Genomic DNA, 24,406 nt, shown 5'->3' with positions numbered 1-24,406 from the left:
AAAAATGAAATAATAACAATGGTAACATAAGCATATTTTAATTAGTATACATAAATTATAACAAATCATAGTAATTATTTTTGATAATAAGTGCTTGATGTTTTTATTTTGTGTTTTGTTAGTTTTAAAGCGGTGAAATTAAAACCAAAAACTTTGATTTCGTTGGAAATTAATTCTTGAGGTGAATATTCTTGATGTAAAACAGGTTCATAATGTTCTAAATAACGATAATATTTAACTTCTTCTAAATTTTTATTATGGAATAAAGTTTTACGATTAAAGCCCATTTGGTCAAGTGCGCCACTAAAAATCAAATTAGTAAGAATCATTTCGTTTAAACAAAAAGATAATCTTTCTTTAAAATCAGGAAAGGATTCAAAAGCTTTTTGGGAACGTTCTTTGATTAATTCATGGCAAAAATTACGATTAACGCCTTTAATTATGTTTAAAGGTAAAAATAATTTATTTTGGTTAAAATCAAAATAATATTTGGTGTTACTAATAAATACATTTGGTTTTTCTAAAGAAACATTAGTTTTTGCTACTTCTTGCAATAAAATATGAGTTTGCAAAGGGTCATTAAGAGCGTCATTTAATAAAACAATCATAAAAACAATATTAAAATTAGCTTTCAGATAAGCCATACGATAACTGATTAAAGAATAAGCGACACTGTGACTCTTGTTAAAACCATAATTAGCAAATTTAAGAATATAATCATAAATTTTAGTAGCTAATGATAAGTTATGTCCTTGTTGTTGACTTTTATTTAAAAAACGTTCTTTTTCTTGCAATAAAAGATCTTTTTCTTTTTTACTAATGGCTTGGCGAAATAAATCTGCTTCAGCAAGGGTATACTTGGCAAAACTAGCTGCAATTTGCATAATTTGTTCTTGATATAAAATGATGCCGTAAGTTGGTTTTAGAATTTCATCTATTAAAGGATGAAAAAAGTGTTGTTGATGATTTTTGCGATTGCGATTTGTTAAAAATAAATTAAAAGAATCAATAGGACCAGGGCGATTTAAAGCTAATAAAGCAATTAATTCTTCAAAATTTTGAGGTTTCATTTTTTGTAAAAATAATTTAGCTTGGAGTGATTCTAATTGAAAAATACCTAATGTTTCGCCTTGTTGTAAAAGTTTAAAGGTGTTTTCATCTTTTAAAGAGATATCAAAAAGAGAAAAATTAGGGTTAATTGTATTAACAGCTGTTACTATTTTTTTTATTAAAGTAAGGCTACGAAGTCCTAAAAAATCTATTTTTAATAAACCAATTGCTTCTAAATCAGTAGCTTCCCATTGAGTTTGTTGTAAGTTGTTGGAATTTGATTTTTGTAAAGGAATGGTTTTGGTTAAATCACTTTGACTTAAAATTAGTCCTGCAGGATGAGTTCCTGTGAAACGCGGAACTCCTTCTAAATGAGAAGCCATTTGCAATAACTCTTTCATTTTAAAATCCATGGACGCAGGGATAGGAATTAAACCCTTATTTTTTTGGGAAGCTTGATAATCTAAAAATGAAAAAATACGTTTTATTTGAAAAGGCATAACTTTTTTAAATTTAATTAATTCTTTAATAATAGCTTTTTTATTCACGAAACGTCCAAAAGTAATAATATTTGCGACATGAGTTAATCCGTATTTTTGACACATATATTCAATTACTACATCTCTTTTATTATCTGGAAAATCAAGGTCAATATCAGGCATAGTTTTTCTTTGGGGATTCAAAAATCTTTCAAAAATAAGATTATATTTTAAAGGATCAATTTCTGTGATTTGAAGACAGAAACAAACTAAAGAACCAGAAGAAGAACCTCTTCCAGGACCTACTAAAATACCTTGTTTTTTGGCGTATTTAATAACATCACTCACAATTAAAAAGTAATTATGATAATTCATTTCATGAATAATAGTTAATTCTTGTTCTAATCTTTGTTGATATTTTAGATATTGAGGGCTTTGGGGATTTATAACCTTTTTTAACCCTTCATAAGATAATTGTTTTAAATAATTTTGAAGGAAAATGGTTGTTGCCTCTTCCTCTTTTGGTTGATTTGATTGATTTGATTGATTTGATTGATTTGATTGATTTGATTGATCTTCCTTTTTTTTATCTTGGGTTTTGTTATTTTGAGATTCCAAAGAAACTAAATAAGAAGGGAGAGCAAAATGTTGAAGTTGATAATTTTGATAATTAATTTGATTAATTAATTTTTGACAAGAATATAATATAGTATTATAATTTTGATATTTATTGTCAAAATCATTTTTAGTTAAAAAAGAAAGATCTAAATCAGAGTCGATTTTTCTGTTTTCCATTTGAGCTAAAATTTGATAAGTTTTTTTAGCTTCAGGAGTGATGTAATTAGTTTTATGAACAGGAAGACAAGATAAGTCGAAACGAGAAGCAAAATCTAAGATATTATCAGAAAGCATTTCTAAAAAGAGGCTTTGAAAAGAAACTCCTAAGAAAACATCGTCAAATATTTCTAAAAGGAGAGTTAATAATTCCTTAAAAACTTCTTTTTCTTGAGTTTTAAATAGTTTTTCAAAAAAAGGGCAAAGTCCTGTGATAATCGTGAATAAACCTTTTCCTAAGGGGATAATTTTAACTAAAGAGATATTGTTTTTATCAGTGTTTTTAACCATAGTTGATAGTTGAATTAAATTTTTGATTCCTGTTTCATTTTTAGCATAAACTAAAAGTTCACCAACTTGATTGTTCCATGTAAAAATTATTTTAATACCTAAAATGGGTTTAATTTGATGTTTTTGACATAATTTTAAAAAAGTAAGCATGCCATATAAATTATTGTCATCACTCAAAGCGATGAAATCATAATCATTTTCTTTAGCTTGAAGCACTAGTTTTTCTAAAGAATTAAGACTTTGTAACAAAGTATAGAAACTTTGTAAATAAAAAACACCTCTTATAATTGACATAATAAGATTACCTTGATATCTTTATTTTTGGTTTGCATTCGTTTTGTTGATCACACATTTAGAACGTTTTTGAATTTCTTTAGATAGTTCTTTGTTTTTGTTTTTAAAATGAGGAAATAAAATAACATCACGAATATTGGCAGTATCTGTTAAAAGCATAACTAAACGATCAATTCCCATTCCTAAACCACCAGTTGGAGGCATACCGTAACTTAAGGCATTTAAAAAATCATAATCCATGTCATTAGCTTCATCGTTACCTAATTCCTTTTCTTTTAATTGGTTTAAAAAGCGTTTTTCTTGTTCTATTGGATCGTTAAGTTCACTAAAAGCATTAGCAAATTCTTTACCAATAATAAAAAGTTCAAAGCGGTCAGTAAAACGTGGATCTTGTTCGTTTGTTTTTGCTAAAGGGCTAATTTCAACAGGATGGCCATAAATAAAAGTAGGTTGAATTAAAGTGCTTTCAACATATTTTTCAAAAAAAGCTTCAATAACATGACCTTTGCTAAAATGCGACATTAGATTGATTTGATGTTCTTTGGCTAATTGCTGGCATTCTTGTAAAGTGAAATTATTGGTAAAATCAATTCCAGTTGCTTTTTTAATAGCCTCTGTCATACTTATTTTATGAAAATGACGAAAACTAATGTCTTGTTGTTGATAACTAAAATCTAAAGTTTTTAAAACTTGTTGGCAAACATATTGTAAACATTTTTGAGTTAAAACCATAATATCTGACATATCAGCATAAGCTAAATAAGCTTCAATGGTGCTAAATTCAGGATTATGAGTAGCATCGATTCCTTCATTGCGGAAAAGACGGCCAATTTCATAAACTTTTTTCATTCCGCCGACTATTAATTTTTTTAAAGGTAATTCAGTAGCGATTCTTAAATAAAAATCACAATTAAGGGCGTTATGAGAAGTAACAAAAGGTTTAGCCGAAGCCCCTCCTAAAGTGGTTTGTAAAATAGGAGTTTCTACTTCTAAAAATCCTTCATTATCAAAAAAAATACGAATATTTTTAATAATTAAACTACGAGTAACAAATACGTTTTTAGCTTTTTCATTAACAATAAGATCAACATAGCGTTGTTTTCTCATTTCTTCTCGGTTTTGCAAACCATGAAATTTATCAGGCAAGGGTTTTAAAGCTTTTGTTAAATGTATAAATTGTAAAGCTTTAATAGTTAATTCTTGAGTTTTGGTTTTAAATAAAAACCCTTTGATTCCTATAATATCTCCTAAATCACAATTTTGATATAGTTGAAAAGCTTGGCTTCCTAATAAATCTAATCTAAGATAGACTTGTAAACGAAAATTAAAATCTTGTAAATGTAAAAAACCAGCTTTTCCTTGTCCTCTTTTTAAAACAATTCTTCCTGCAATAGCTACATTGATTTGCTTTTCTGCTAAAGTTTCTGGTTTTATTTGTTTAAATCCGGTAATAATTTCTTCAACGGTGTGAGTACAAATAAATTTTTGTCCAAAAGGGTTAATTTTCAATTCTTTTAATTCTTGTAATTTTTGATATCTAATTTTTTCTTGCTCTGTTATTTTTTTAGTTGTGTCTGTGTCTATTATGGTTACTTCTTTAGTTTCTTTTTTAGTCATTTTAATACTCTCCTAATGTAATTAATATCATTCTTATTTAATATCATTCTTATTATAAAACATTAATCTTAATTATACCAAAAAAATGATGTTTTTTATTTATATTTTATTTATTACCCAATTACCCATTTTTGCGAAATGTGATTATTTTCCAAAATATCATCTGTTAAATTATTTTTTTATTGTATAATTAATTGTATCATTGATTACATTTTATTATTTTTTTTTAAAAATATGTTAAAATTAAAAATGGTTATTAATTTTTTGTTTTTTATTTTTTTATGTTCATTAATTTATTTTTAGTTATTTTTGTTTTTTAAAAAATTCTTATTTTCAATTATAAATTTTGACAAACACAGGAACAAAAAATTATGAAATTTCAAAACAAAATAATGCTAATTACTTATGCTGATTCTTTAGGGAAGAACCTTGATGAACTTCGCAAGATCTTAAAAGAAGATTTTGGAGCAGCTATTGGTGGGGTTCACTTATTGCCTTTTTTCCCATCTACAGGTGATCGTGGTTTTGCTCCTTCTGATTATACTAAGGTGGATCCTCTTTTGGGGAATTGGAATGATATTGAGGCATTAAGTCGAAATTATTATTTAATGTTTGATTTTATGATTAATCATATCTCTCCTAAATCCGTTATGTATCAAGATTTTAAACAAAATCATGAAAATTCTAAATATAAAGATTTTTTTCTACGTTGGGAAAAATTTTGGCAACAAGTAGGCCCTAATCGTCCTACTAAACAAGATGTTGATTTAATTTATAAACGCAAAAATAAAGCCCCTATTCAACGCATTTGTTTCGACAATGGCATTTGCGAAAATCTTTGGAATACTTTTGGTGATGAACAAATTGATATTAATGTTCATGCCCCTATTGTCAAAGAATTTATCAAAACAACTTTAATCGATATGATTAAACATGGAGCTAGTTTAATTCGTTTAGACGCTTTTGCTTATGCTATTAAAAAAGCAGATACTAACAGTTTCTTTATTGAACCAGAAATTTGGGATTTATTAGAAAGCATTAGGCAAATTGTAAAACCATTTGGAGTCGAACTTTTACCAGAGATCCACGAACATCATACTATTTTAAAAAAAATTAACGCTCATGACTATTTTATTTATGATTTTGCTTTACCAATGTTAGTCCTTTATACTTTATATTCTGGTAAAACCGAACGTTTATCTAATTGGATGCAAAAATCTCCGATGAAACAATTTACTACATTAGATACTCATGATGGCATCGGAGTAGTGGATGTACGTGATGTTTTAACTGATGATGAAATTGAATATACTTCTGAAAAATTATATCAAATTGGAGCTAATGTTAAAAAAACGTATTCTTCAGGTTCTTATAATAATTTAGATATTTATCAAATTAATTCTACTTACTATTCAGCTTTAGGAAACGATGACACTTCTTATTTGTTAAGTCGTGTTTTTCAAATTTTTGCTCCTGGAATTCCTCAAGTTTATTATGTTGGTCTTTTGGCTGGGGTTAATGATATTGAATTGTTAGAATCTTCTAAAGAAGGCCGTAACATCAATCGTCATTATTATTCTCGTCAAGAAGTTAAACAAGAGTTAAAACGACCTATTGTTAAACAATTATTGAAATTATTAACATGGCGTAATCATTTTGATGCTTTTGACCTAGATGGATTGATTGAAGTATCTACTCCTACACCAAATACTATTAAAATTGTTCGTCAAGATCGCAAACGTCAAAATCTTGCTATTTTAGAAGCCAATGCTTTGAAGAAAACTTTTAGCATTTTCAGCAATGGTGTTCCTATTTTCTTATATGAATAAACTTATGAATTTATTTCTTAATGCTATTCCTTTTTGAAGGGATGGCATTTTTTTTATTACTGTTTTTCTTGACTCTTTTAGTTGATGTAATGCCATATGACTGATTTTCACGTTTTAAAATATATTATTTTTGATATAATAATAATGTTATTTTTTTAAAAATCTATTTTTTATCAACAAAACAAACAATTCATTGGAGGTTTTATGATAGTTAAAAAAAAGGAGCAGATGGTCAAAAAAAAATTCCGAATCAACGAAGAAAAAAAAAGAAAATTTTTAATGGAAGGTAATTTATGGAAAGTCATTTTATATGTCACTTTCCCGATTATCATTTATTTAGTTTTCCAAGCTTTATTTAATTCTTATGATATCTGGATTTTACAAAGAGATAAAGAAAACCCTCGCGATTCTAATTTATTATCAGTAATGAATCGTATTCATTTAGTTAAAGACATTCTTATTCCTTTTGGCGCTTCGATTGCTACTGCAGGAGTAATTTTAGTGGGTCGTAATTATGGACGCAAAAATATTGAAAAAATGCGGCTTTATTTGACCCAAACTTTTTTAGTATCAATTCTTATAGGAATTATTATTACTATTTTATGTACTTTTATTTTAAAAAGTGCTATTTTGAAATATCTAGTTGATTATTCTTCTGTTGAACCCGCAAATAAAGCAGATGCTAACAATTATTATCTTATTATCCTTTCCTCTCTTTCATGCATTATCATGAATTTAGTTTTTTTAAGTTTGGAACGCGCTAAAGGAAATAATAAAATGATTTTTTGGATTACGACATTAAATGTTGCTATCAAAATTGTTTTATCTTTAGTTCTTTACCAATATGATATTTTTTCATTAAAGGGTAAAATTGCTGCTTTAGCTTGGGCGACTTTTATTTCTCATACTTCTGTAACTTTATTTGCTTTTTACTTTCTCTTTTTAAATCAAAACAATCCTTTAAAAATAATTGTTAAAAAAATTCGTTTTGAAAAAAAGTTTCTAAAAAAGCTTTTTCAATTAGCATTTCCTATTTGTATAGGAATTATGATTTATAGCGTAGGAAGATTAGTGATTAATATCATTGTTAAAAAACAATATTCACCAACAATAGAAACGCAATTACTTTTAGCGGTTTCAGTAAATAATATATTTTTTAATATTATTAATTCTTTTGCCGATAGTCAAAACGCCATTATTTCTCAAAATTTAGGTCAAAACAACCTTAAACGTGTTTTTGAAACTTTCAAAAAGGTCGTTATTGCAATATTTATTGTTGCTTTAATAGGAACCTTGCTTCATATCTTTTTTTACAAATACATTTTATCATTAATGGATGGCACAAAATTTGATGAAATTGATGGTGATGCAAAAACTACTTTTAAAACATTATTTTTTTATGAAACCGCTAGTTTATGGTTAACATGTTTTTCTAATATTTTATTTAGTTTTTTTACATCGTTTGAAAAAACTAAATTTCCTCTAATTATGAATTTTATAAGAATTATAAGTAGTGTGTTTTTACTTTGGGGTTTAAGTTCGGATTCAATTAACCTCATTTCATCCCCACATAAGGTAGGTTTAAGCCTTTTTTTAGGTAATTTAATTTGTATCATTATTACTTTATTGCTATTTATCCCTTTTTATCGCAAAAATAAAAATGAATATATCGATGTTGAAGATTAATATTAAAAAGACTCTAGTTTAACTAGAGTCTTTTTTTAATTTGTTTGTAAAGGATATTGTTGAAGAATGTTTTTTATATCTTTATTAGATAATGTTCTTTTAAGAAGTAATTGTTGTGCAATTTGCTTAAGAGTTGTTTTATTAAGATGAAGCAATTGTTGGCTTTCTTTTAAATAATGATCAAAATCTGATTTAGGGTTGGAGGAATGGTTATTTAAAAGATTTTTGGCTTTTCTAAAGTCTGAACTCGAACCTTTACCTACTATTTCTTTTGAGATTTGATTATTTTGAGCTAATTCTTTTTCAGCAGCTGTTCCTCCTAAAGCAACTAAAACTTCGCCTTTCCAATTATTAGGGTTTATATATGTGTATTTAGCATGACCTAACATTCTTCCTGAAGGATTAATTGTAACATATGAAAATTCAAAATCATCAGGATATAAAAGAATTATTAAAGTGTGACCTGCTTCATGATAACTAGTAATTTCTAATTGAGATAAGCTGTCTTTATCGTCTAAATCATAGATATTTAAAAAATTTAATACATAACGTTTTATTTGTGCGTGATTATCAAGATATAAAATAGTTAGTAAAAAGAAATTAAATATTAATAAACACCAAAACCAAATGCGATATTTTTGGTTTTTATCGTAATTTTGATTTATTTGATTTGTTATCATTGGAAAGTCCTTGGTTTGCTGTTATAAAACCAGTAATAAGATGGAAGGATGAAATTATTTGATAACAGGATATTTGTTAGAAAATTTTCTTGTAATTGTTTATAATTTTCTGTTTTCTCTTCATATCCTTCTTGTCCGTGTGATTCTGTTTGCTCTTTTAATTTGTTTACTAATTTTACGTATTGTTGTTTAATGTCTTCAAATTTTTGATGAATGTTTTTTACTGATTGTTTTGTATTATTTCTTTCTTGTTCTAATCTCCTTAAGTACACATCTAGATTTAATGAATTTTGTGTTTGGCTTAAAATATCATTTGCTGTGTTTACTAACTTTTTTGGCGTTGCAACTTTTAATGAATTAATTATATTAGAATCCATATTATTTATTGCGTCATTTAAAGAACCATATTCACTTTCATATTTTCGACTACATTCATTCAATTCCTGTTCAATTTTTTCGTTAATTGATTTTTCAATTTGTAAAATATAACTGTAATTATGGTAAATATCTTCATAATTTTGTGTCATTGAATAATCATTTATTAATTTTACTTTAGACATAATAAGGGTACGAACTTGTTCTATTTGTGTTTCCACATTTTTCTGTTCTTGTGTTATTTTTGTTTTTGTTTGGTTATAATGATTTTGATAATCTCTTATTTGTTTTTGAGCTGCTTTATATTTAGCAATGTTTGTATAATATGTTTTTATAACTTCTTGAAATTTTTCTTTATTGCCTTTCATTGTTAAATCATTGATGTTTGTGACAATGTTTTCGCTTATATTATTGATTGTTTGTGATGGATTTAATTTTTCAAATGGTTCTTTTATATAATTCTTTACAACATTATCAATATTTTTGGTTAACACTTCTATTAATTTATTTTTATCTAGTAAATAAATTATTTGAGGACCCTTATTATTATATCTATTTTCAATATCTTTTTTTTGAGATTCTAGTTCTTTATTTAAATTATTTAAATAACTCTCAAGCTTTTCTTTGATGCTATTATAATCTTGTTGATATTTTGAAAAAGAATTTTTTAAGCTTGTATTTAATTTTGTTGCTTTCCTTTTGATGTCTTCTTGTAGGTTGTTTGTGATTTCATCACTACAATAATTTGTTTTAAAAACAAAAAGACCAAATTTCCTTTCGATTTCGTTTAAAAGATAAATAATGGTGTTATTATTTTTTTTAATATCTTGTATACTTTCGCTATTTTTTTCAAGCATATAATTGATTAATTCTTTTTTATTTAAACTAGGTGCTTTTAGGTCTTCCCCCTTAAATATTGGATTTATGGTTGTATTTGTATCTGTGTTGTCATTTTGGCTATGTTGTAATTGTGGATCTTGAAAAAGCTTTTTTAATTGCTCTTTAGCGTAATTCTTATTATCTTGTGTGCTGTTTTGCGATATCCTATTTGAATTTAAAATTGAATCATCATTCAAAGCATCAATTGTATTATCTATTAGCTCTGATAACTTTTCATCTTGTTCTTTTGGAATTTCATTATTTATTATATTTTTTAATGAGTTTATATAAATAGTTTGTCCGTTTTTTAATTCACATAAACTTTTATAAAAAATTCTTGCATTTTCGATAATAAATTGTAAGTTAGCAGGTTCTTCGGTGTAACTAAAAAGTTGAGTTCGTTTTAATTGAGTATCTCTTTTGATCTTCAAATCCTCACTTGAGTTTGAATTAAATGAATATTCATTTGGATAATTAATTATGTTCCTAAATACCAATTCTAAATATTGTTGATATGTTTGGGGTATAATTTGTGAATTTTGTGACCCATCATAAACATAGTCACATGATCTTTGTCTTTGTTGAGCTTCTTGATCGCAATTATTTCTTTGTATTTCATATTCATCTATGTTTTGCTGATTGGGGTTGACTCCTTCTCGTGTTTGAGCAAACGTTTGTGAAGGTCGTTTAATAAATGATTCGTTAATTGTTTTATATTCTTCTAGTTCGCCAAAATAATCACGAAAAACTTCTTGTAAATCATCTAATTGAATTTCTTGGTGTCCTTTGTAAGCTGCTTTTGTAGCTGCATCTCTTATAAATGCTTCTAATTTTCTACCTGATTGAATATCATAAAAATATTTTTTAATAGTTTCTAAAGTTTCAATATCATAATCTTTAGGAAGTGTATTTGGTCCATGTATTCGTTCATATTCTTGTTCGATTTCTTTTCTTTTTAACTTATCACTTAATGGTTCTAAATTACCATGCGGATTATTATCATCATCGATTCCTTTAATGATTTTGCGTCCTAAAGCAGGAATACAAAAATCTTTATTTAATTTTAAAGCTTTAGCGTATGCTTCAGGTTTTTTTAAAGCTTCGTTAAATTGTTCCATGATTTTAGGCAATCCATAATCTTGGGCATACTTTTCTATTTTAAATTTTTTGATGTCATTAATTATTTTGTTAATATAACCCAATCTTTCTTCAGGAGGAAAATAACCAACATATACTTGTTGTAAACGTGAAATAATAGCGGTATCAATTTTTGCTAAATGGTTAGTCGCTGCTACAAAATAAATAGGGTTTTCTTCGTCTGTTTTGACTCCATCAAGTTCAGCCAATAATAAATCGGTTTTTTTAGCATCACCGGTTTCTAAATGGGTAGAATCATCTCTTGATTTAATTATTTCTTCTGCTTCATCAGCGAAAATCAAAGAAGGGCTCCCTTTTCTAGCTTGTTTAAATATCTCTTCAATCTCATCTAAAGTATGTTTAGGAGTGATGGTATAGAAATTCATTTGTGATTCTTTTGCTAAAGCTTTTGCTAATAAAGTTTTTCCGGTTCCAGGAGGACCATATAAAATAACTCCTTTAGGGTATTCTAAAAAATTTTTACTACTTATATTTTTATAATTTTGGGCATTACGTGGATGAAAACGATGACAAACGTTTGTTAATTCTTGAATAACTTCTTTTAAACCGTAAACATCGTGAAATCCTTTAAAACCTTCTGAATTAATTTCTGGAAGGGTTAATGCATTTAATAAAGAACCAGCTTTATTGTTTGTAGTGTTATTTGTAGTATCTGATTGGGGTTCGTTGTCAGGAGAAGAATCAATTGGGAATTTATTAGCGTTATTAGAAACATTATGTATATAAGCAATTAAGGCAAATGTTAAAGATAAGAAAGTTATTATAGTTAAAACTACAAAAGATACTATTTTTAATACTTTTTTATAAGATTTTTGTTTAATTAGCTCTAACAAGTCATACTGTCCTTTCTTTTGTTTTTTGATTATTGTTTTGTATATTTTAATTTATCCCTGTCTTATTATTGATGTTAACTGGCGAAAACTTGGATGGGATCTGCCTTCGTTAATGTATTTAATTAATTTTGTACTTAAATTTGTTGTTATCATTGATTTTAATTTTTGTAATGACCCTTTTTCTTCATTTGATTTTGCTTGTTTACGTAATTCATCTATTTGTTCTATTTTGTTCGTATGTAAATCAATTAAAGTGGCATAGGCGTTTAAATATGTTCGGTATTTCTCTAAAAAATCTAGGTCGTTTGATGATAATGGATTTTGTGAATTTTCATATGCGCGTTGTGTTTCTAATCTTTCTTTTAGTATATCCCTGGCATCACACGCTTTTTTAAAGCCTTTCATCATGCTTGCTAAATTAGTAAAATCATTTCTGGATTCATTTGTATTAGCCTTTTGAGCTTCTTGTTCAAAAAAATTTATACTATCTGTAAAAATTTTAGTTGTTGCTTCATCTTGTTGATTTTTTTGTTGAATGTCTTTTATTGCTTGTATTTGGTTTTTTATTTGCTGATATGAGCCTTGAGCTGTTGGGCTAAATTCTTTGGAGTCAAATAATAAATTTAAATTTTTTTCTAAAGTTTCTAAATACTTAGGTTCTTCTTTAATAGTTTTGGTAGTTGTTGGTTTTGATGATAATTCTTTTTGTTTTTGTGTTAATTGTTTTAAGTTCGCTTTATTGATAAAAGTAAAAGTAGCAAGAATTATTAAAAATATTAAATTTAAAATACTTAATGTTATATATAATATCTTTTTTTTCATTTAAGTTTATCACCTTTATTTATTTTTTTTGGAAAACGCATTATGTTATTTAAATTTAAAAATTACTATTTGATTCATTAATTACCATTTGTCCCTTGTCCCTTGTTTCGAAACCACATTTGAAAATGTCATTTAAAAAATCAAGTGGGATTTTTGGATCTTTGTTATTTATTAATAAAGGACAATCAATGATATAAAAACATTGATAAACTTCTTTTATAAATTCCTCATTATTTTGAGGATTATAATTTATTTTTGTTTTTATAAATCGATTAAAATTTGTTTCTGTATTAAAATGGTCTTGAAAAGCTGACCATTCATTAGGTACATCTAGTACTTGTTGGCAAAATTTATTTTTAAAATTTTCTTTCATATCTTCACTCCAACCAAAATATAGATTGGAATTAGAATTTTGGAGATTGATAGTTGTTATTTCTTTAGAAATTATATTTTCAAACGTCAATTTCCCATTATCTATTTCTGTCTTTCCGTAATTAACATTAATAATATTTTTGAATTCTTCTAATGTTTTATATAATTCATTAATTAATTTATTTTTTGCAATTTGAATCTTTGTTACAAAATTAATTATTGCATCAAAATTATTATTAAAAGATGAAGATAAAGATAAATAATATTTAATTTCATTAATTGCCCGATGAAGATAATCAAATAAAACTTCTTTTTCGGGTATTTTCGAGATCCAGTTATTAAGTTCTTTTAAAAATTGTTCTAAAACTTGAGTAGCGATTAATGATTTTCTTTTGCTATATTTATTTTTTATTTCTTTTTTCCGATTTGTAATGTTGTTGTCTGCTGTTTTTGTTTTTGTGACGAAATTATTATAATCATCTTTTAATTCAGGAATTTGGTCAGTAATTGATTGAGAAACAAAATTTAGTGGATCGCTATTTTCTGATAATCCAGAGATGATGTTTATTTTTGTTTTTATCAAGTTTTTTGGTTTATCTTGTTCATTTTGTTCACTTCCTAACTCATTTTTTTGTTTTTCTAATTTTTCTTTAACTTTTTGTGCTTTCTTTAGAAAATCTTGTTTTAAAGCTTCTTTTTCTTTTTCCTCCTTTAATATTTCTAACCATAATGAAGGAATTTCTACTCTTCTAATATCTGCTATTTCTATTGTTGATTTTGTAAAATTTTCTGAATCATTAGCACAAATTGAATTTGATGTGGTTTTTGTTTTTTGTTTTAAATACCAACAAACTCCTAAGATGCTAATTATTGATATAACAACTAAACTGACAATTATTATAATTTTCTTTTTTCTTTTTTTAACTTCATTTGCCCACATTTTAAGCAATCTCCTTTTTTGTTTTTTTAATGATAAAAGAAGTCAATAAAAAGAAATATTTTGCAACAATAAAGTAAATAAATTAATAAATAAAATATATTCATAAATTATTTTAATAAACTATTTTTTATTTACTAAGTTTAATTATACTTGTTTTTTTTTTTTTTTGCAAGATAAACACTTATTAATTCGTTAAGGGATTTGAAGAGATGATGTCTTTGTGTATATTGAGTTAATTAAGGATAATTAATAAGACAAAAATCCAAACTGCTCTCAGTTTGGATTTTATTAGTAAATATAAATATTTGTGAAGAGAATGATAAAAAAATACTCAGTTAGACCAAAAAGTTGGACTTTTGAAAAAATGTTTTTTTGATTCAAGTTTATTGTCATTGAAAAGGACAAATTAAAAGAAAAGTTTTTTTTGGTTGTCTACTCTATATGTTAGCCAAAAAAGTTGAAAAGTCCTAATTTGGCTTTTTGGCTTCCTACTCTATATGTTAACCAAAAAAGTTGAAATCACCTAGTTTGAGTTTTTTGGTTTCCTACTCTATATGTTAGAGTAAAAAGTTGAAATCACCCAGAAAAGCTTTTTGGCTTTCTACTCTATATGTTAACCGAAAAAGTTGAAATCACCTAGTTTGAGTTTTTTGGTTTCCTACTCTATATGTTATGAAACGAACGACAAATCCAATGTAAAAATTGGCAAAAATACGACACCAAACTCCAAAACTGGAAAGATAATTGTGTTTTCAAACCGAATGTTGAATATTCCGCCAATCGCGTCAGAGATTTATTAAACAAACAAGATTGCACTTTATACACCAACGAACTATATCGCGGCATTGAACTAAGTATTTTCAATAATACTCGCCTTTATCAAGGTTCACCAATATCATTCAATTACGAAGAAAATTTTTGGACACCCGACAGTTTTGGTTTTAATGGTAACTTTGATATGCAGTTCAACGCTGGCACCATAAAACCTACCGCTCACTACCACGCTTCTCCACCACCATCTCCTCCATCTTTTTCAAGACCATAATTTTTAAAAACAAGACTATCTTAACCAACATCAAAACCGACGAAAGTCGCCGTCGCCAATAAACAAAACTTCTTCAAATTTCCAACTTTCAACCAAAAAAACATCCATTCTCATTGTCTCAACTTTTTATACATGTGTTTTTAGAAACAAACGGTAACACATACATATAGAAAGCAAAAACTTTTCCATTTTTCATAAAGTCCAACTTTTTGGTCTAACGGCGCCTTAGCTATGTTACAATAAAGTTATACTGATAAAAAAGAATAGCATATTCTAATTACTATCATTTATTAATTAATGAGCTTTGCTCTTATAAACTTAAAAATATTTATAAATAAATCAAAAACGCTGTTTCAGTTATCACGGCATAATCAAGGGCGCCTCCTTTGATCGTAGATCATGTTGTAATATCATAAAACTTATAATTTAAAAATGATAGTAATCAAAAAGTATTTTTATTTTTTTCTCATAATATGTTATAATAATTAAGAGATTTTTTTATATGTAAATATTTAATATATATGTGTAATTTGATTATTTATTAAATTTATTAATATCGCAATTATGACAAAGATGGTTATGCCAAGGGGGTTGATAGTGTCTTATTTAGTTTTATATAGAAAATATCGTCCTCAAACTTTTAAAGATGTTGTCGGTCAAAAAATCATTATCCAAATTCTTAAAAATGCTATTAGATATCAAAAGATTAATCATTGTTATCTTTTTAGCGGTAACAAAGGGACTGGCAAAACTACTTTAGCCAAAATATTTGCCAAAGCTATTAATTGTTTGCAAAATCAAGCAGGAGATGTTTGCAATCAATGTCAGTCGTGTCAAAATAATATGACAACTAATACTGATGTTATTGAAATTGATGGAGCTTCTTATAATGGAGTTGATGAAATTAGAGAAATTCATGATAAAATCCAATATAAAGCTCACGTGGGACAATATAAAATTTATGTTATTGATGAAGTTCATGTGCTTACTCCTAATGCCTTTAATGCTTTGTTAAAAATATTAGAAGAACCGCCGCAACATGTTGTTTTTATTTTAATTACGACCGAAATTTATAAAATTCCAGAAACTATTTTATCGCGAGCTCAAAGTTTTGCTTTCGAAAATTTACAATCAAAAGATATTATTGGGCAATTACAAAAAGTGACTCATTTAGAAAAAATTGTGATCACTGATGATGCTTGCCAAACGATTGCTAATTATGCTGAAGGTAGTATGCGCAATGCTTTGAGCTTATTGGATCAAATCAGCTCTTATCAAAATAATTTAATCACTTCAGAAGATGTTTTAGAGGTGAAAGGACTTGTTTCAGATACCTTTTTAAAAAATTTGTTGCAAGCCTTGGTGGACAAACAACCTCATAAAGCTTCGCAATTATTAGAAAAAGCTTGTGATGCGGGCAAAAATCTAGAATTATTAATTATTGATTTAATTACTGCTTGTAAAGATTATCTCTTCTTGCGTTTAGCGGATGTTAACCAAGTTACTTTGAAAAATACAAACACTAAAAATACTATAACTAACCAACACTTATCCTTAAATTATGATACTTTGAATCATGTTGATGTCATTGTTAAAACTTTGATGAAATTACAGCAAGATCTTAAAAAAAGTGTACAAAAAAAAGTTTTTGTGGAAATCGCCTTTTTACAAATTTGTATGTTTGACCATAAAATGCCTAAAAAAGAATCTTTAATGCTTTCAAATCCTGTATCTTTATCTTTAGGTGATAGTCAAAATTTCACAACAACTAAAACGGTTCATAGCGCACAAGTGAAACCCTTAGCTAAATCATTAATTAAGGGTGATCCAACAAATCCTAATCTTTTGGAAAAAATCCCTTTGAACGATGCTAATAAAACCCAATTATTGAAGCAAACACTAACACCAAATTATGATATCTCTTCGATTAAAGATTTAGTGATGACTGCTTATAATATTTTGTTGCAAGATAACCAATCTCAAAAACAAATGATTGTCAATTCTTGGGATAAATTAAAAAATCGTTATCAACATCCGTTTCAAAAAACTACTGCTACACTTTTATATAAAGGGAAATTAGTGGCTTTGAGTCAAACGAAAGAAATGATTTTGGTATATCAAGATAAAATAGCTTGTCAACAAATGTTGAAAAAGACTATGAAAGATGATGTACTTAATCTTTTAAATGCTAAAAGCGAACTGATTAAAGATTATATTTGCCTTTTAGAAAAAGATTGGCAATCTTTAAGGACTTTTTTGCAAAATAATTCCAATAAGTCGATTGATGTTTTTTTAATAAATTGTAATTGGGATATTAATTTTTATAAAATTAAACCTTCATCATCCATTCCAACGCCTTTTATTGTACAATTAGCTTATGATTTTTTTGGTAAAAATATAGTAGAAATAATTAATTAAAAAATAAAGAGTTAATTGGGGGTTCATAAAAGAAGAAACATGGAAACTAAATCTAATATGTTGACAAAATTACAAAAAATGCAAGAAGCAATTGAAAGCGCTCAAAGAACATTAGAATTACAAGAATTTATTGGTAAAGCTGGCGATGTTATTATTGTTTTGCAAGGAACAAAACAAGTAATAGATGTTATTATTGAAAAAAATAATAATACAGAAGTATTACAAGAAAGTATTTTATTAGCCTTTAACGCAGCTTTAAAGAAATTAGAAAAAACTTCTAAAGAAATTATGGGTCGAGTATCAGTTGACTTAACAGAATTTTAACTTATTTGGTTGGCAACTATTAAGCTTTTTGGTGTGGGTTGCTAACATAATAACAAATCTGATAAATTAAAAAAAATTATTGAAAAGAGGTGATCATGAATTATGAAAATAACAAAAACCCCTAAATCACTTTTAGAAACTGCTTATGAAATTATGCAAAAACAACATAAGCCTATTGCTATTTATGATTTATTAAAACAAACATGTAAAAAACATAAAATCAAAGATTTTAAAGATGCGCAAACCATTAATCAACTTTATTTAGACATTACTTTAAGTGGTCAATTTGTTTTTTGCGATGATCATTCTTTACTTATTAAAGAAAATAATAAAGCCTATTGGGATAAAGATTTTTTTGAAAAACCTTATGTGGAACAACTTGAATCTACTCCTGATGAAATTACAGTTAAAAATTTAGATTTTGTAGATTTTATGGTTGATAAATCAGAAATTGATAAAACTGATTCTAATACTCAGGATGAATCAGAAAATAATTTGTTGGAAAATGAACAAGATAATTCAAAAGAGTCCAAAAAAAATACTGATGAAACATCAGATGATAAAGATGACAATTATGATGATTCATTTGATGATTATGAATATCTTTATGATAAATAAACATTATTTTTAGAAATTTATGAACTCTTATCCTTTATTCATTTGTTGTATAAAGGATTTTTTATATTTTTCCTTTCTGCTTAAAGTTTGCAAAAAAGAAATAAAAATACCAAGGTTAAAATGATGAAGAAAACAATCTTTTAAAAAATTAGTAAATGAGGTGTAATGTGTTTTTAGGTTTATACAATTATACTACTTATTTAACCTATCTAAATTTAATAAGTGGGTTTTGTGGTATTGGATTTGCTGTTTATCATAAATATTCATATTCTTTAATTTTTCTTTTAATTTCAGGAATTTTAGATATGTTTGATGGGTTGGTCAGCAGAACTAAAAAAAATCGCACTTTATTGGAAAAAAAATATGGAGTACAAATTGATTCTTTAGCTGATATGATTAGTTTTGCTATTTTGCCTGTTTTTATTAATTATACTTTATTAGATGATCCACAAGACATACCTAAAATAATTTGGTTTTTTTGGAGTTTGTACGTTTTAGCTGCTTTAATTAGATTAGCTTATTACAATGTGTTAACTGAGGAATATTCCACTTCTCATTCCCAAGTTCAAAAATTTATTGGTGTCCCTGTTACCACTTCAGCCATTGTTTTCCCTTGTTTAGGCTTATTGCAAAAGATTTTTAAAAACGTGTCATCAATTGATAAAAATATTTTTTTTTGGATTCATTTCGCCTGCCTTCTTCTTTTAACTTTTTTATTTCTTTTTAAAAAAATTGAATTAAAAAAAATCAAAAATAAAAAAATTACAATTATCATTTCTGTTTTAGGAACCCTTTGGATCATATCTATTTTAATATTTAAATTTGCGAAATGGTTAAATTGGAATGTATAAAATTGTATAAAAATACATTAAAGTGAGTAAAAAAATGAAAATTGTTAATTTACAAGGGGAAACGATTACTAAAGATTCTGCTTCCGCTATTCAAAAATTTTTATATCGCAATATAGAAAAAAATTTTTTAAAAAGAATTCTTGTAAAAATATTAATTACAAGACCCATTTCGTGGATGGTCACCTTATATTGGTACACTCCTTGGTCTTGTCGGTATGCCCAAAAAATTATTAAAAAACATCAAATTATGATTAATAATTTTGAAAAAAATAAATTTAAATCTTATAATGATTTTTTTACGAGAAAATATAAAACAATTCCTTTTGAACGCGACAATGCTGCTTTTATTAGCCCTTGTGAAGCTAAATTAAGTATTTATCCAATTACCAACAATGCTTTTTACCGTATTAAAAATACTGATTATAGTTTATCTGATTTATTGCAAAATCCATCATTGACTAGTCAATATCAAGAAGGTTATTTATTGGTTTTTCGTTTAGAACCTCATGACTATCATCGTTATCTTTTTGTTGATGAAGGAACTTTTGTAGGGAAACCTCATAAAATCAAAGGGAAATTGCACACAGTAAATCCTATTGCTCTTCAAAGTTTTAATATTTTTAAAGAAAATACAAGAGAATATAGTGTTTTACAAACTAAAAATTTTGGTCAAATTGTTCAAATGGAAGTAGGAGCTTTGTTGGTCGGCAAAATTAAAAATCATGCTTGTCAAAGTTTTCAAAAAGGTCAAGAAAAAGGTTTTTTTGAATGCGGCGGTTCTACTGTTGTTATTTTAGTAAAGAAAAATATTGTATCTTTTGATTCTCGTATTTTAAAACATACTCAACAAAATTGGGAAACTCAAATTCAAATTGCTGAAGTCATTGGTAAAAAAATAGCTTAATAAAGTGTATTTTAATTTTAACTTTCCTCTTTCGCTGACACTTATCTTTCGTGTTTGTTTGAAAAAATATTTAAATTTTTGGTAATATTGTAAATAATTCTTATAAAGAAGGGACTTAAGCGCTTGAATCATCGACATTTAAAAACTAAATTTATTTTTATTACTGGAGGAGTTGTTTCTAGTTTAGGCAAAGGGATTACTGCTGCTTCTATTGGGATAATTTTGAAAAATAGAGGTTTAAAGGTTAGTTTGCAAAAATTAGATCCTTATATTAATATTGATCCTGGCACTATGAGTCCTTATCAACATGGAGAAGTTTTTGTTACCGATGATGGCACTGAAACCGATCTTGATTTAGGCCATTATGAAAGATTTTTAGATGAAAATATGAGTAAAAGATCTAATGTGACAGCAGGACAAATTTATCAAAGTGTGATTAATAAAGAAAGAAAAGGATCCTATTTGGGAAAAACTGTGCAAGTTATCCCTCATATTACTGAAGAAATTAAACATAAATTAAAAGAAGCGGCCTTTTTTCATCAATCAGATGTAGTGATTGTTGAAATTGGAGGAACAGTAGGAGACATGGAGTCAGCTCCTTTTTTAGAAGCCATTAGGCAATGTCGACATGAATTTGGATATCATAATGTGTTATATTTGCATACCACTTTAGTTCCTTATTTGAAAAAAGCTAAAGAAATTAAAACTAAACCTACGCAACATAGTGTGAAAGAATTACGTTCTTTAGGAATTCAACCACAAATTTTAGTTTTAAGAAGCGAAATTCCTATTCATCAAGAAACTAAAAAGAAGATAGCATCTTTATGCGACATCAAAGATAAAGCTATTTTTGAAGCTTTAGATGTTGATGTGCTTTATCAAATTATTCTTAATTTGCATCAACAAGGGATTGATGATTTTATTTTACAACATTTTCAATTATCCAATAATACTCCAGCTAATTTAACCAAATGGCATCATTTAGTTGATAGGATTCGAAATTTAAAGGAGAAAGTAGTAATTGCTTTAATTGGGAAATATGTTGTTTTACATGATGCATATTTATCTATTGTAGAAGCTTTAAAACATGCGGCTTATGATAATAATTGTGATCTTGAAATTAAGTGGATTGATTCTGAAAAAGTAAATAAAAATAATATTGCTTCTTTGGTTCAAGGTTGTCATGGTATTTTAGTCCCTCATGGTTTTGGGGCTCGCGCTATTAAAGGAAAAATTATAGCTATTCAATATGCTCGTGAAAATAATATTCCTTTTTTTGGGATTTGTTTTGGGATGCAGTTAGCAGTGATTGAATATGCTCGTCATGTTTTGGGTTTAAATCATGCTAATTCAATTGAAATTGATCAAGATACCCCACATCCAGTTATTACTAAAAAAATTACTACTACTGATTTAGGAGGAACTTTGAGATTAGGTTCTTATCGATGTGATTTTAAAGAAGGAAGCAAAAGTAAAACTATTTATCAACAAAAGACAGTTTATGAAAGGCATCGTCATCGTTTTGAAATGAATCCTGATTATTTTGATTTATTCGAAAACACTAATGATTTTATGATTACGGGGGTTAATTTAGAAAAAAAATTGCCTGAAATAATTGAACTTAAGAATCATCTTTGGTTTATTGCAGTGCAATTTCATCCTGAATTTTTATCAAGACCTTTAAAACCACATCCTTTATTTAAAGATTTTATTAAGACAGCTTTGCAAAATAAAAAATAGTTAAAAGGGTTGTTACTATTTGATGATATCAATGCCAATCCTTAAGAAGGCTTGCATTCAATAAAATAAACCATCATTGGCGATGGTTTTTTCTTTTTTAAATAATCTTATAAATCATTTATCGTTGCTATATCACTATTAAAAAACATAAAGATCAAAAATCGATTAATTCAAATATTTAACTACATATTTTGACCATGACTACTTATTTTATGCTATAATATCTTAAGATTGGAATTATAAAATAGTCTTATTTTTATATTTTTTTATCTATTTATCTAAAAAAGCAAATTATCAAATAAACTTAAAAAAGGAGCACTCATTCTTTTGAAAAAATACAACGCTGATAGTATTCAGATTTTAGAAGGTTTAGAAGCAGTACGAAAAAGACCAGGAATGTATATTGGTTCTACTGCTGCCAAAGGATTACATCATTTAATTTGGGAAATCGTTGACAATTCTATTGATGAAGTTTTGGCAGGACACGCTAATGAAATTACTTTAGAAATTATGCCAGGAGATGTTATTAGTGTTACTGATAATGGTCGAGGAATACCTGTAGGAATTCACCCTAAAACAGGGAAACCAGCGGTAGAAACTATTTTAACCACTTTGCATGCAGGTGGAAAATTTGATGGTTCTGCTTATAAAGTTTCTGGCGGACTTCACGGCGTGGGGGCTTCTGTTGTTAATGCTTTATCTAGTTGGTTTACTGTTGAAATTCATTTAGATAAAAAAATCCATTATCAAAAATATGAAAAAGGTGTGCCGGTTACCCCTTTAGAAATCGTTGGCCCAACTAATCGTAAAGGGACTATTATTAAATTTTTAGCTGATCCTGAAATTTTTAAAGAAACCACTGTTTATGACTTACAAATTTTAAAAGATAGATTGCAACAATTATCTTTTTTAAATAAAAAGCTGAAATTAAATTTAATTGACAAAAGAAAAGATGAAGCTGTTAGCTTTAGTTTTTATCATGAAGCTGGTTTACAAGATTATCTTAATTTTGTTGATCAAACACATCATCAAAAACCTTTTCATGATGTTTTTTATTTAGAAAAAGAGCTTCCTGGTTTAGCCTTAGAAGTTACTTTTGAATATACTGTGGATCAAAAAAATAAAAAGCAACAAATACAAGAATCAGATAAAGATGCAGAAACAGATCCCCAAATAGTTCAAAATTATACTCAAACACAAAAAATTTACTCTTTTGTTAATAACATTCACACTCATGAAGGGGGAACCCATGAAGAAGGGTTTAAATTAGCTTTAAATCGTAATATTTCAAAATATGCTAAAGAATTTAATCTTTTAAAAAAAGACGAACATTTAATGAGTGAAGATATTTTAGAAGGGATCACTGCTATTATTTCTTTAAAACATCAAGATCCTCAATTTGAAGGTCAAACTAAAGCTAAATTAGGAAATGTAGAAGTAAGAGCTATTGTATCACAACTTTTTGGTGAATTTTTAGAAAAATTTTTATTAGAACATCCTCAAAGCGCTAAAAAAATAATTGACAAATGTTTACTTTCAGCAAATGCTAGATTAGCGGCTAAAAGGGCTCGTGAAATTACTAGAAATAAACCACTTGATTCTTTAGGGTTTGCTTCTAAATTAGCTGATTGTCGTAGTAAAGATCCTCAATCTTCTGAATTATATATTGTCGAAGGCGATTCTGCTGGTGGTTCTGCTAAGCAAGGAAGAGACTCAGGCTTTCAAGCTATCCTTCCTTTGCGCGGAAAAGTCCTTAATGTTGAAAAAACGCAATCTTCTAAAATTCTAACTAATAAAGAGATTAAATCCTTAATTCAAGCAATTGGGGTCGGGATTAACATTGGCAAGACCAAAGAGCTTCCTCTTGAAAAAATCCGTTATCATAAGATTATCATTATGACGGATGCCGATGTTGATGGTGCTCATATTAGAACTTTACTTTTAACTTTCTTTTTTAGAAACTTTAGAACTTTAATTGATAAAGGTTATATTTATTTTGCAAGACCTCCTTTATATAAATATCAAAAAGGCAAAAATATTACTTATTTTTATGAAGAACAACATAAACAAGCTTTTGCTGAACAACGCAATATTAAAGAGGGATTCCAAAGGTATAAAGGTTTAGGAGAGATGAATCCTGATCAATTATGGGAAACAACGATGAACCCAGAAACAAGAACCCTTTTAAAAGTCACTTTACAAGACGCTTTAACAGCATTAACTCAAGAGGAATCCCTGCAAGAGGCTGATCAAACTTTTAATACGTTAATGGGTAAAAAAGTTTTACCAAGAAAAAATTTTATTTTAGCTAAAGCTTTAGAAGCAGAACTTGATATTTAGATTGTTAAAATAAATAAAATAAATATT

The 24,406-nt window shown here is 27.1% G+C and carries 15 protein-coding genes; 9 read left to right on the top strand and 6 right to left on the bottom strand.

Going from position 1 to position 24,406, the window contains the following annotated elements; all coding sequences use genetic code 11:
- Window positions 1-74: 74 nt before the first annotated feature.
- Entirely contained in the window at window positions 75-2,948 is a 2,874-nt protein-coding gene (dnaE, locus tag CHTY_RS00520; RefSeq protein ID WP_246454050.1) for a DNA polymerase III subunit alpha, read from the bottom strand.
- Window positions 2,949-2,969: 21 nt separating this feature from the next.
- Complete coding sequence (lysS, locus tag CHTY_RS00515) at window positions 2,970-4,565, bottom strand: lysine--tRNA ligase (protein WP_203551977.1); 1,596 nt, start codon at window positions 4,563-4,565, stop codon at window positions 2,970-2,972.
- Window positions 4,566-4,936: 371 nt separating this feature from the next.
- On the opposite strand from lysS, the gene gtfA reads away from it, so the two are divergent.
- Both gtfA and CHTY_RS00505 read left to right on the top strand, forming a co-directional pair.
- The gene (gtfA, locus tag CHTY_RS00510; protein WP_203551976.1) at window positions 4,937-6,394 is read left to right on the top strand and encodes a sucrose phosphorylase; all 1,458 of its coding nucleotides are present in this window, start codon (window positions 4,937-4,939) and stop codon (window positions 6,392-6,394) included.
- Window positions 6,395-6,598: 204 nt separating this feature from the next.
- Window positions 6,599-8,080, top strand: coding sequence for an MATE family efflux transporter (locus tag CHTY_RS00505; RefSeq protein ID WP_203551975.1), 1,482 nt, complete (start codon window positions 6,599-6,601; stop codon window positions 8,078-8,080).
- A 35-nt stretch (window positions 8,081-8,115) separates the two neighbouring features.
- Here the strand turns inward: CHTY_RS00505 and CHTY_RS00500 are convergent, their stop codons facing one another.
- From CHTY_RS00500 to CHTY_RS00485, 4 genes are read right to left on the bottom strand one after another with little or no spacing between them, the layout of a single operon-like run.
- Complete coding sequence (locus tag CHTY_RS00500) at window positions 8,116-8,760, bottom strand: FtsH/Yme1/Tma family ATP-dependent metallopeptidase (protein ID WP_203551974.1); 645 nt, start codon at window positions 8,758-8,760, stop codon at window positions 8,116-8,118.
- A complete protein-coding gene (locus tag CHTY_RS00495) occupies window positions 8,757-12,005 on the bottom strand; it encodes an AAA family ATPase (RefSeq protein ID WP_203551973.1) in 3,249 nt (1,082 codons plus the stop codon). Before CHTY_RS00495 ends, CHTY_RS00500 begins: the two co-directional genes overlap by 4 nt.
- 51 nt (window positions 12,006-12,056) lie before the next feature.
- The gene (locus CHTY_RS00490) at window positions 12,057-12,827 is read right to left on the bottom strand and encodes a hypothetical protein (protein ID WP_203551972.1); all 771 of its coding nucleotides are present in this window, start codon (window positions 12,825-12,827) and stop codon (window positions 12,057-12,059) included.
- A gap of 55 nt (window positions 12,828-12,882) precedes the next feature.
- A complete protein-coding gene (locus CHTY_RS00485) occupies window positions 12,883-14,139 on the bottom strand; it encodes a hypothetical protein (RefSeq protein ID WP_203551971.1) in 1,257 nt (418 codons plus the stop codon).
- A gap of 1,642 nt (window positions 14,140-15,781) precedes the next feature.
- On the opposite strand from CHTY_RS00485, the gene dnaX reads away from it, so the two are divergent.
- The 7 genes from dnaX (at window position 15,782) to CHTY_RS00450 (ending at window position 24,379) form a co-directional block, all read left to right on the top strand.
- Window positions 15,782-17,602, top strand: a complete 1,821-nt coding sequence (dnaX, locus tag CHTY_RS00480) for a DNA polymerase III subunit gamma/tau (RefSeq protein ID WP_308705362.1) — start codon at window positions 15,782-15,784, stop codon at window positions 17,600-17,602.
- Between the two features lie 39 nt (window positions 17,603-17,641).
- Entirely contained in the window at window positions 17,642-17,926 is a 285-nt protein-coding gene (locus CHTY_RS00475; RefSeq protein ID WP_203551970.1) for a YbaB/EbfC family nucleoid-associated protein, read from the top strand.
- A gap of 102 nt (window positions 17,927-18,028) precedes the next feature.
- Entirely contained in the window at window positions 18,029-18,544 is a 516-nt protein-coding gene (gene rpoE / locus CHTY_RS00470) for a DNA-directed RNA polymerase subunit delta (RefSeq protein WP_203551969.1), read from the top strand.
- Window positions 18,545-18,711: 167 nt separating this feature from the next.
- Entirely contained in the window at window positions 18,712-19,395 is a 684-nt protein-coding gene (locus CHTY_RS00465; RefSeq protein WP_203551968.1) for a CDP-alcohol phosphatidyltransferase family protein, read from the top strand.
- 34 nt (window positions 19,396-19,429) lie between these two features.
- Entirely contained in the window at window positions 19,430-20,299 is an 870-nt protein-coding gene (locus tag CHTY_RS00460; RefSeq protein WP_203551967.1) for a phosphatidylserine decarboxylase, read from the top strand.
- Window positions 20,300-20,422: 123 nt separating this feature from the next.
- Window positions 20,423-22,039, top strand: a complete 1,617-nt coding sequence (locus CHTY_RS00455) for a CTP synthase (protein WP_203551966.1) — start codon at window positions 20,423-20,425, stop codon at window positions 22,037-22,039.
- 327 nt (window positions 22,040-22,366) lie between these two features.
- Entirely contained in the window at window positions 22,367-24,379 is a 2,013-nt protein-coding gene (locus CHTY_RS00450; RefSeq protein WP_203551965.1) for a DNA topoisomerase subunit B, read from the top strand.
- The last annotated feature ends 27 nt before the right edge of the window (window positions 24,380-24,406 follow it).

It is taken from the genome of Candidatus Phytoplasma meliae, from assembly GCF_016876135.2.
This window is presented reverse-complemented; position numbering and strand designations above follow the sequence as displayed.

Excerpts from the sequence above, each read along its gene's own strand:
- lysS (WP_203551977.1), bottom strand. The coding sequence starts at position 4,565 with ATGACTAAAAAAGAAACTAAAGAAGTAACCATAATAGACACAGACACA.
- rpoE (WP_203551969.1), top strand. The coding sequence starts at position 18,029 with ATGAAAATAACAAAAACCCCTAAATCACTTTTAGAAACTGCTTATGAA.
- gtfA (WP_203551976.1), top strand. The coding sequence starts at position 4,937 with ATGAAATTTCAAAACAAAATAATGCTAATTACTTATGCTGATTCTTTA.
- CHTY_RS00460 (WP_203551967.1), top strand. The coding sequence starts at position 19,430 with ATGAAAATTGTTAATTTACAAGGGGAAACGATTACTAAAGATTCTGCT.
- CHTY_RS00490 (WP_203551972.1), bottom strand. The coding sequence starts at position 12,827 with ATGAAAAAAAAGATATTATATATAACATTAAGTATTTTAAATTTAATA.
- CHTY_RS00475 (WP_203551970.1), top strand. The coding sequence starts at position 17,642 with ATGGAAACTAAATCTAATATGTTGACAAAATTACAAAAAATGCAAGAA.
- CHTY_RS00500 (WP_203551974.1), bottom strand. The coding sequence starts at position 8,760 with ATGATAACAAATCAAATAAATCAAAATTACGATAAAAACCAAAAATAT.
- CHTY_RS00485 (WP_203551971.1), bottom strand. The coding sequence starts at position 14,139 with ATGTGGGCAAATGAAGTTAAAAAAAGAAAAAAGAAAATTATAATAATT.
- CHTY_RS00505 (WP_203551975.1), top strand. The coding sequence starts at position 6,599 with ATGATAGTTAAAAAAAAGGAGCAGATGGTCAAAAAAAAATTCCGAATC.
- dnaE (WP_246454050.1), bottom strand. The coding sequence starts at position 2,948 with ATGTCAATTATAAGAGGTGTTTTTTATTTACAAAGTTTCTATACTTTG.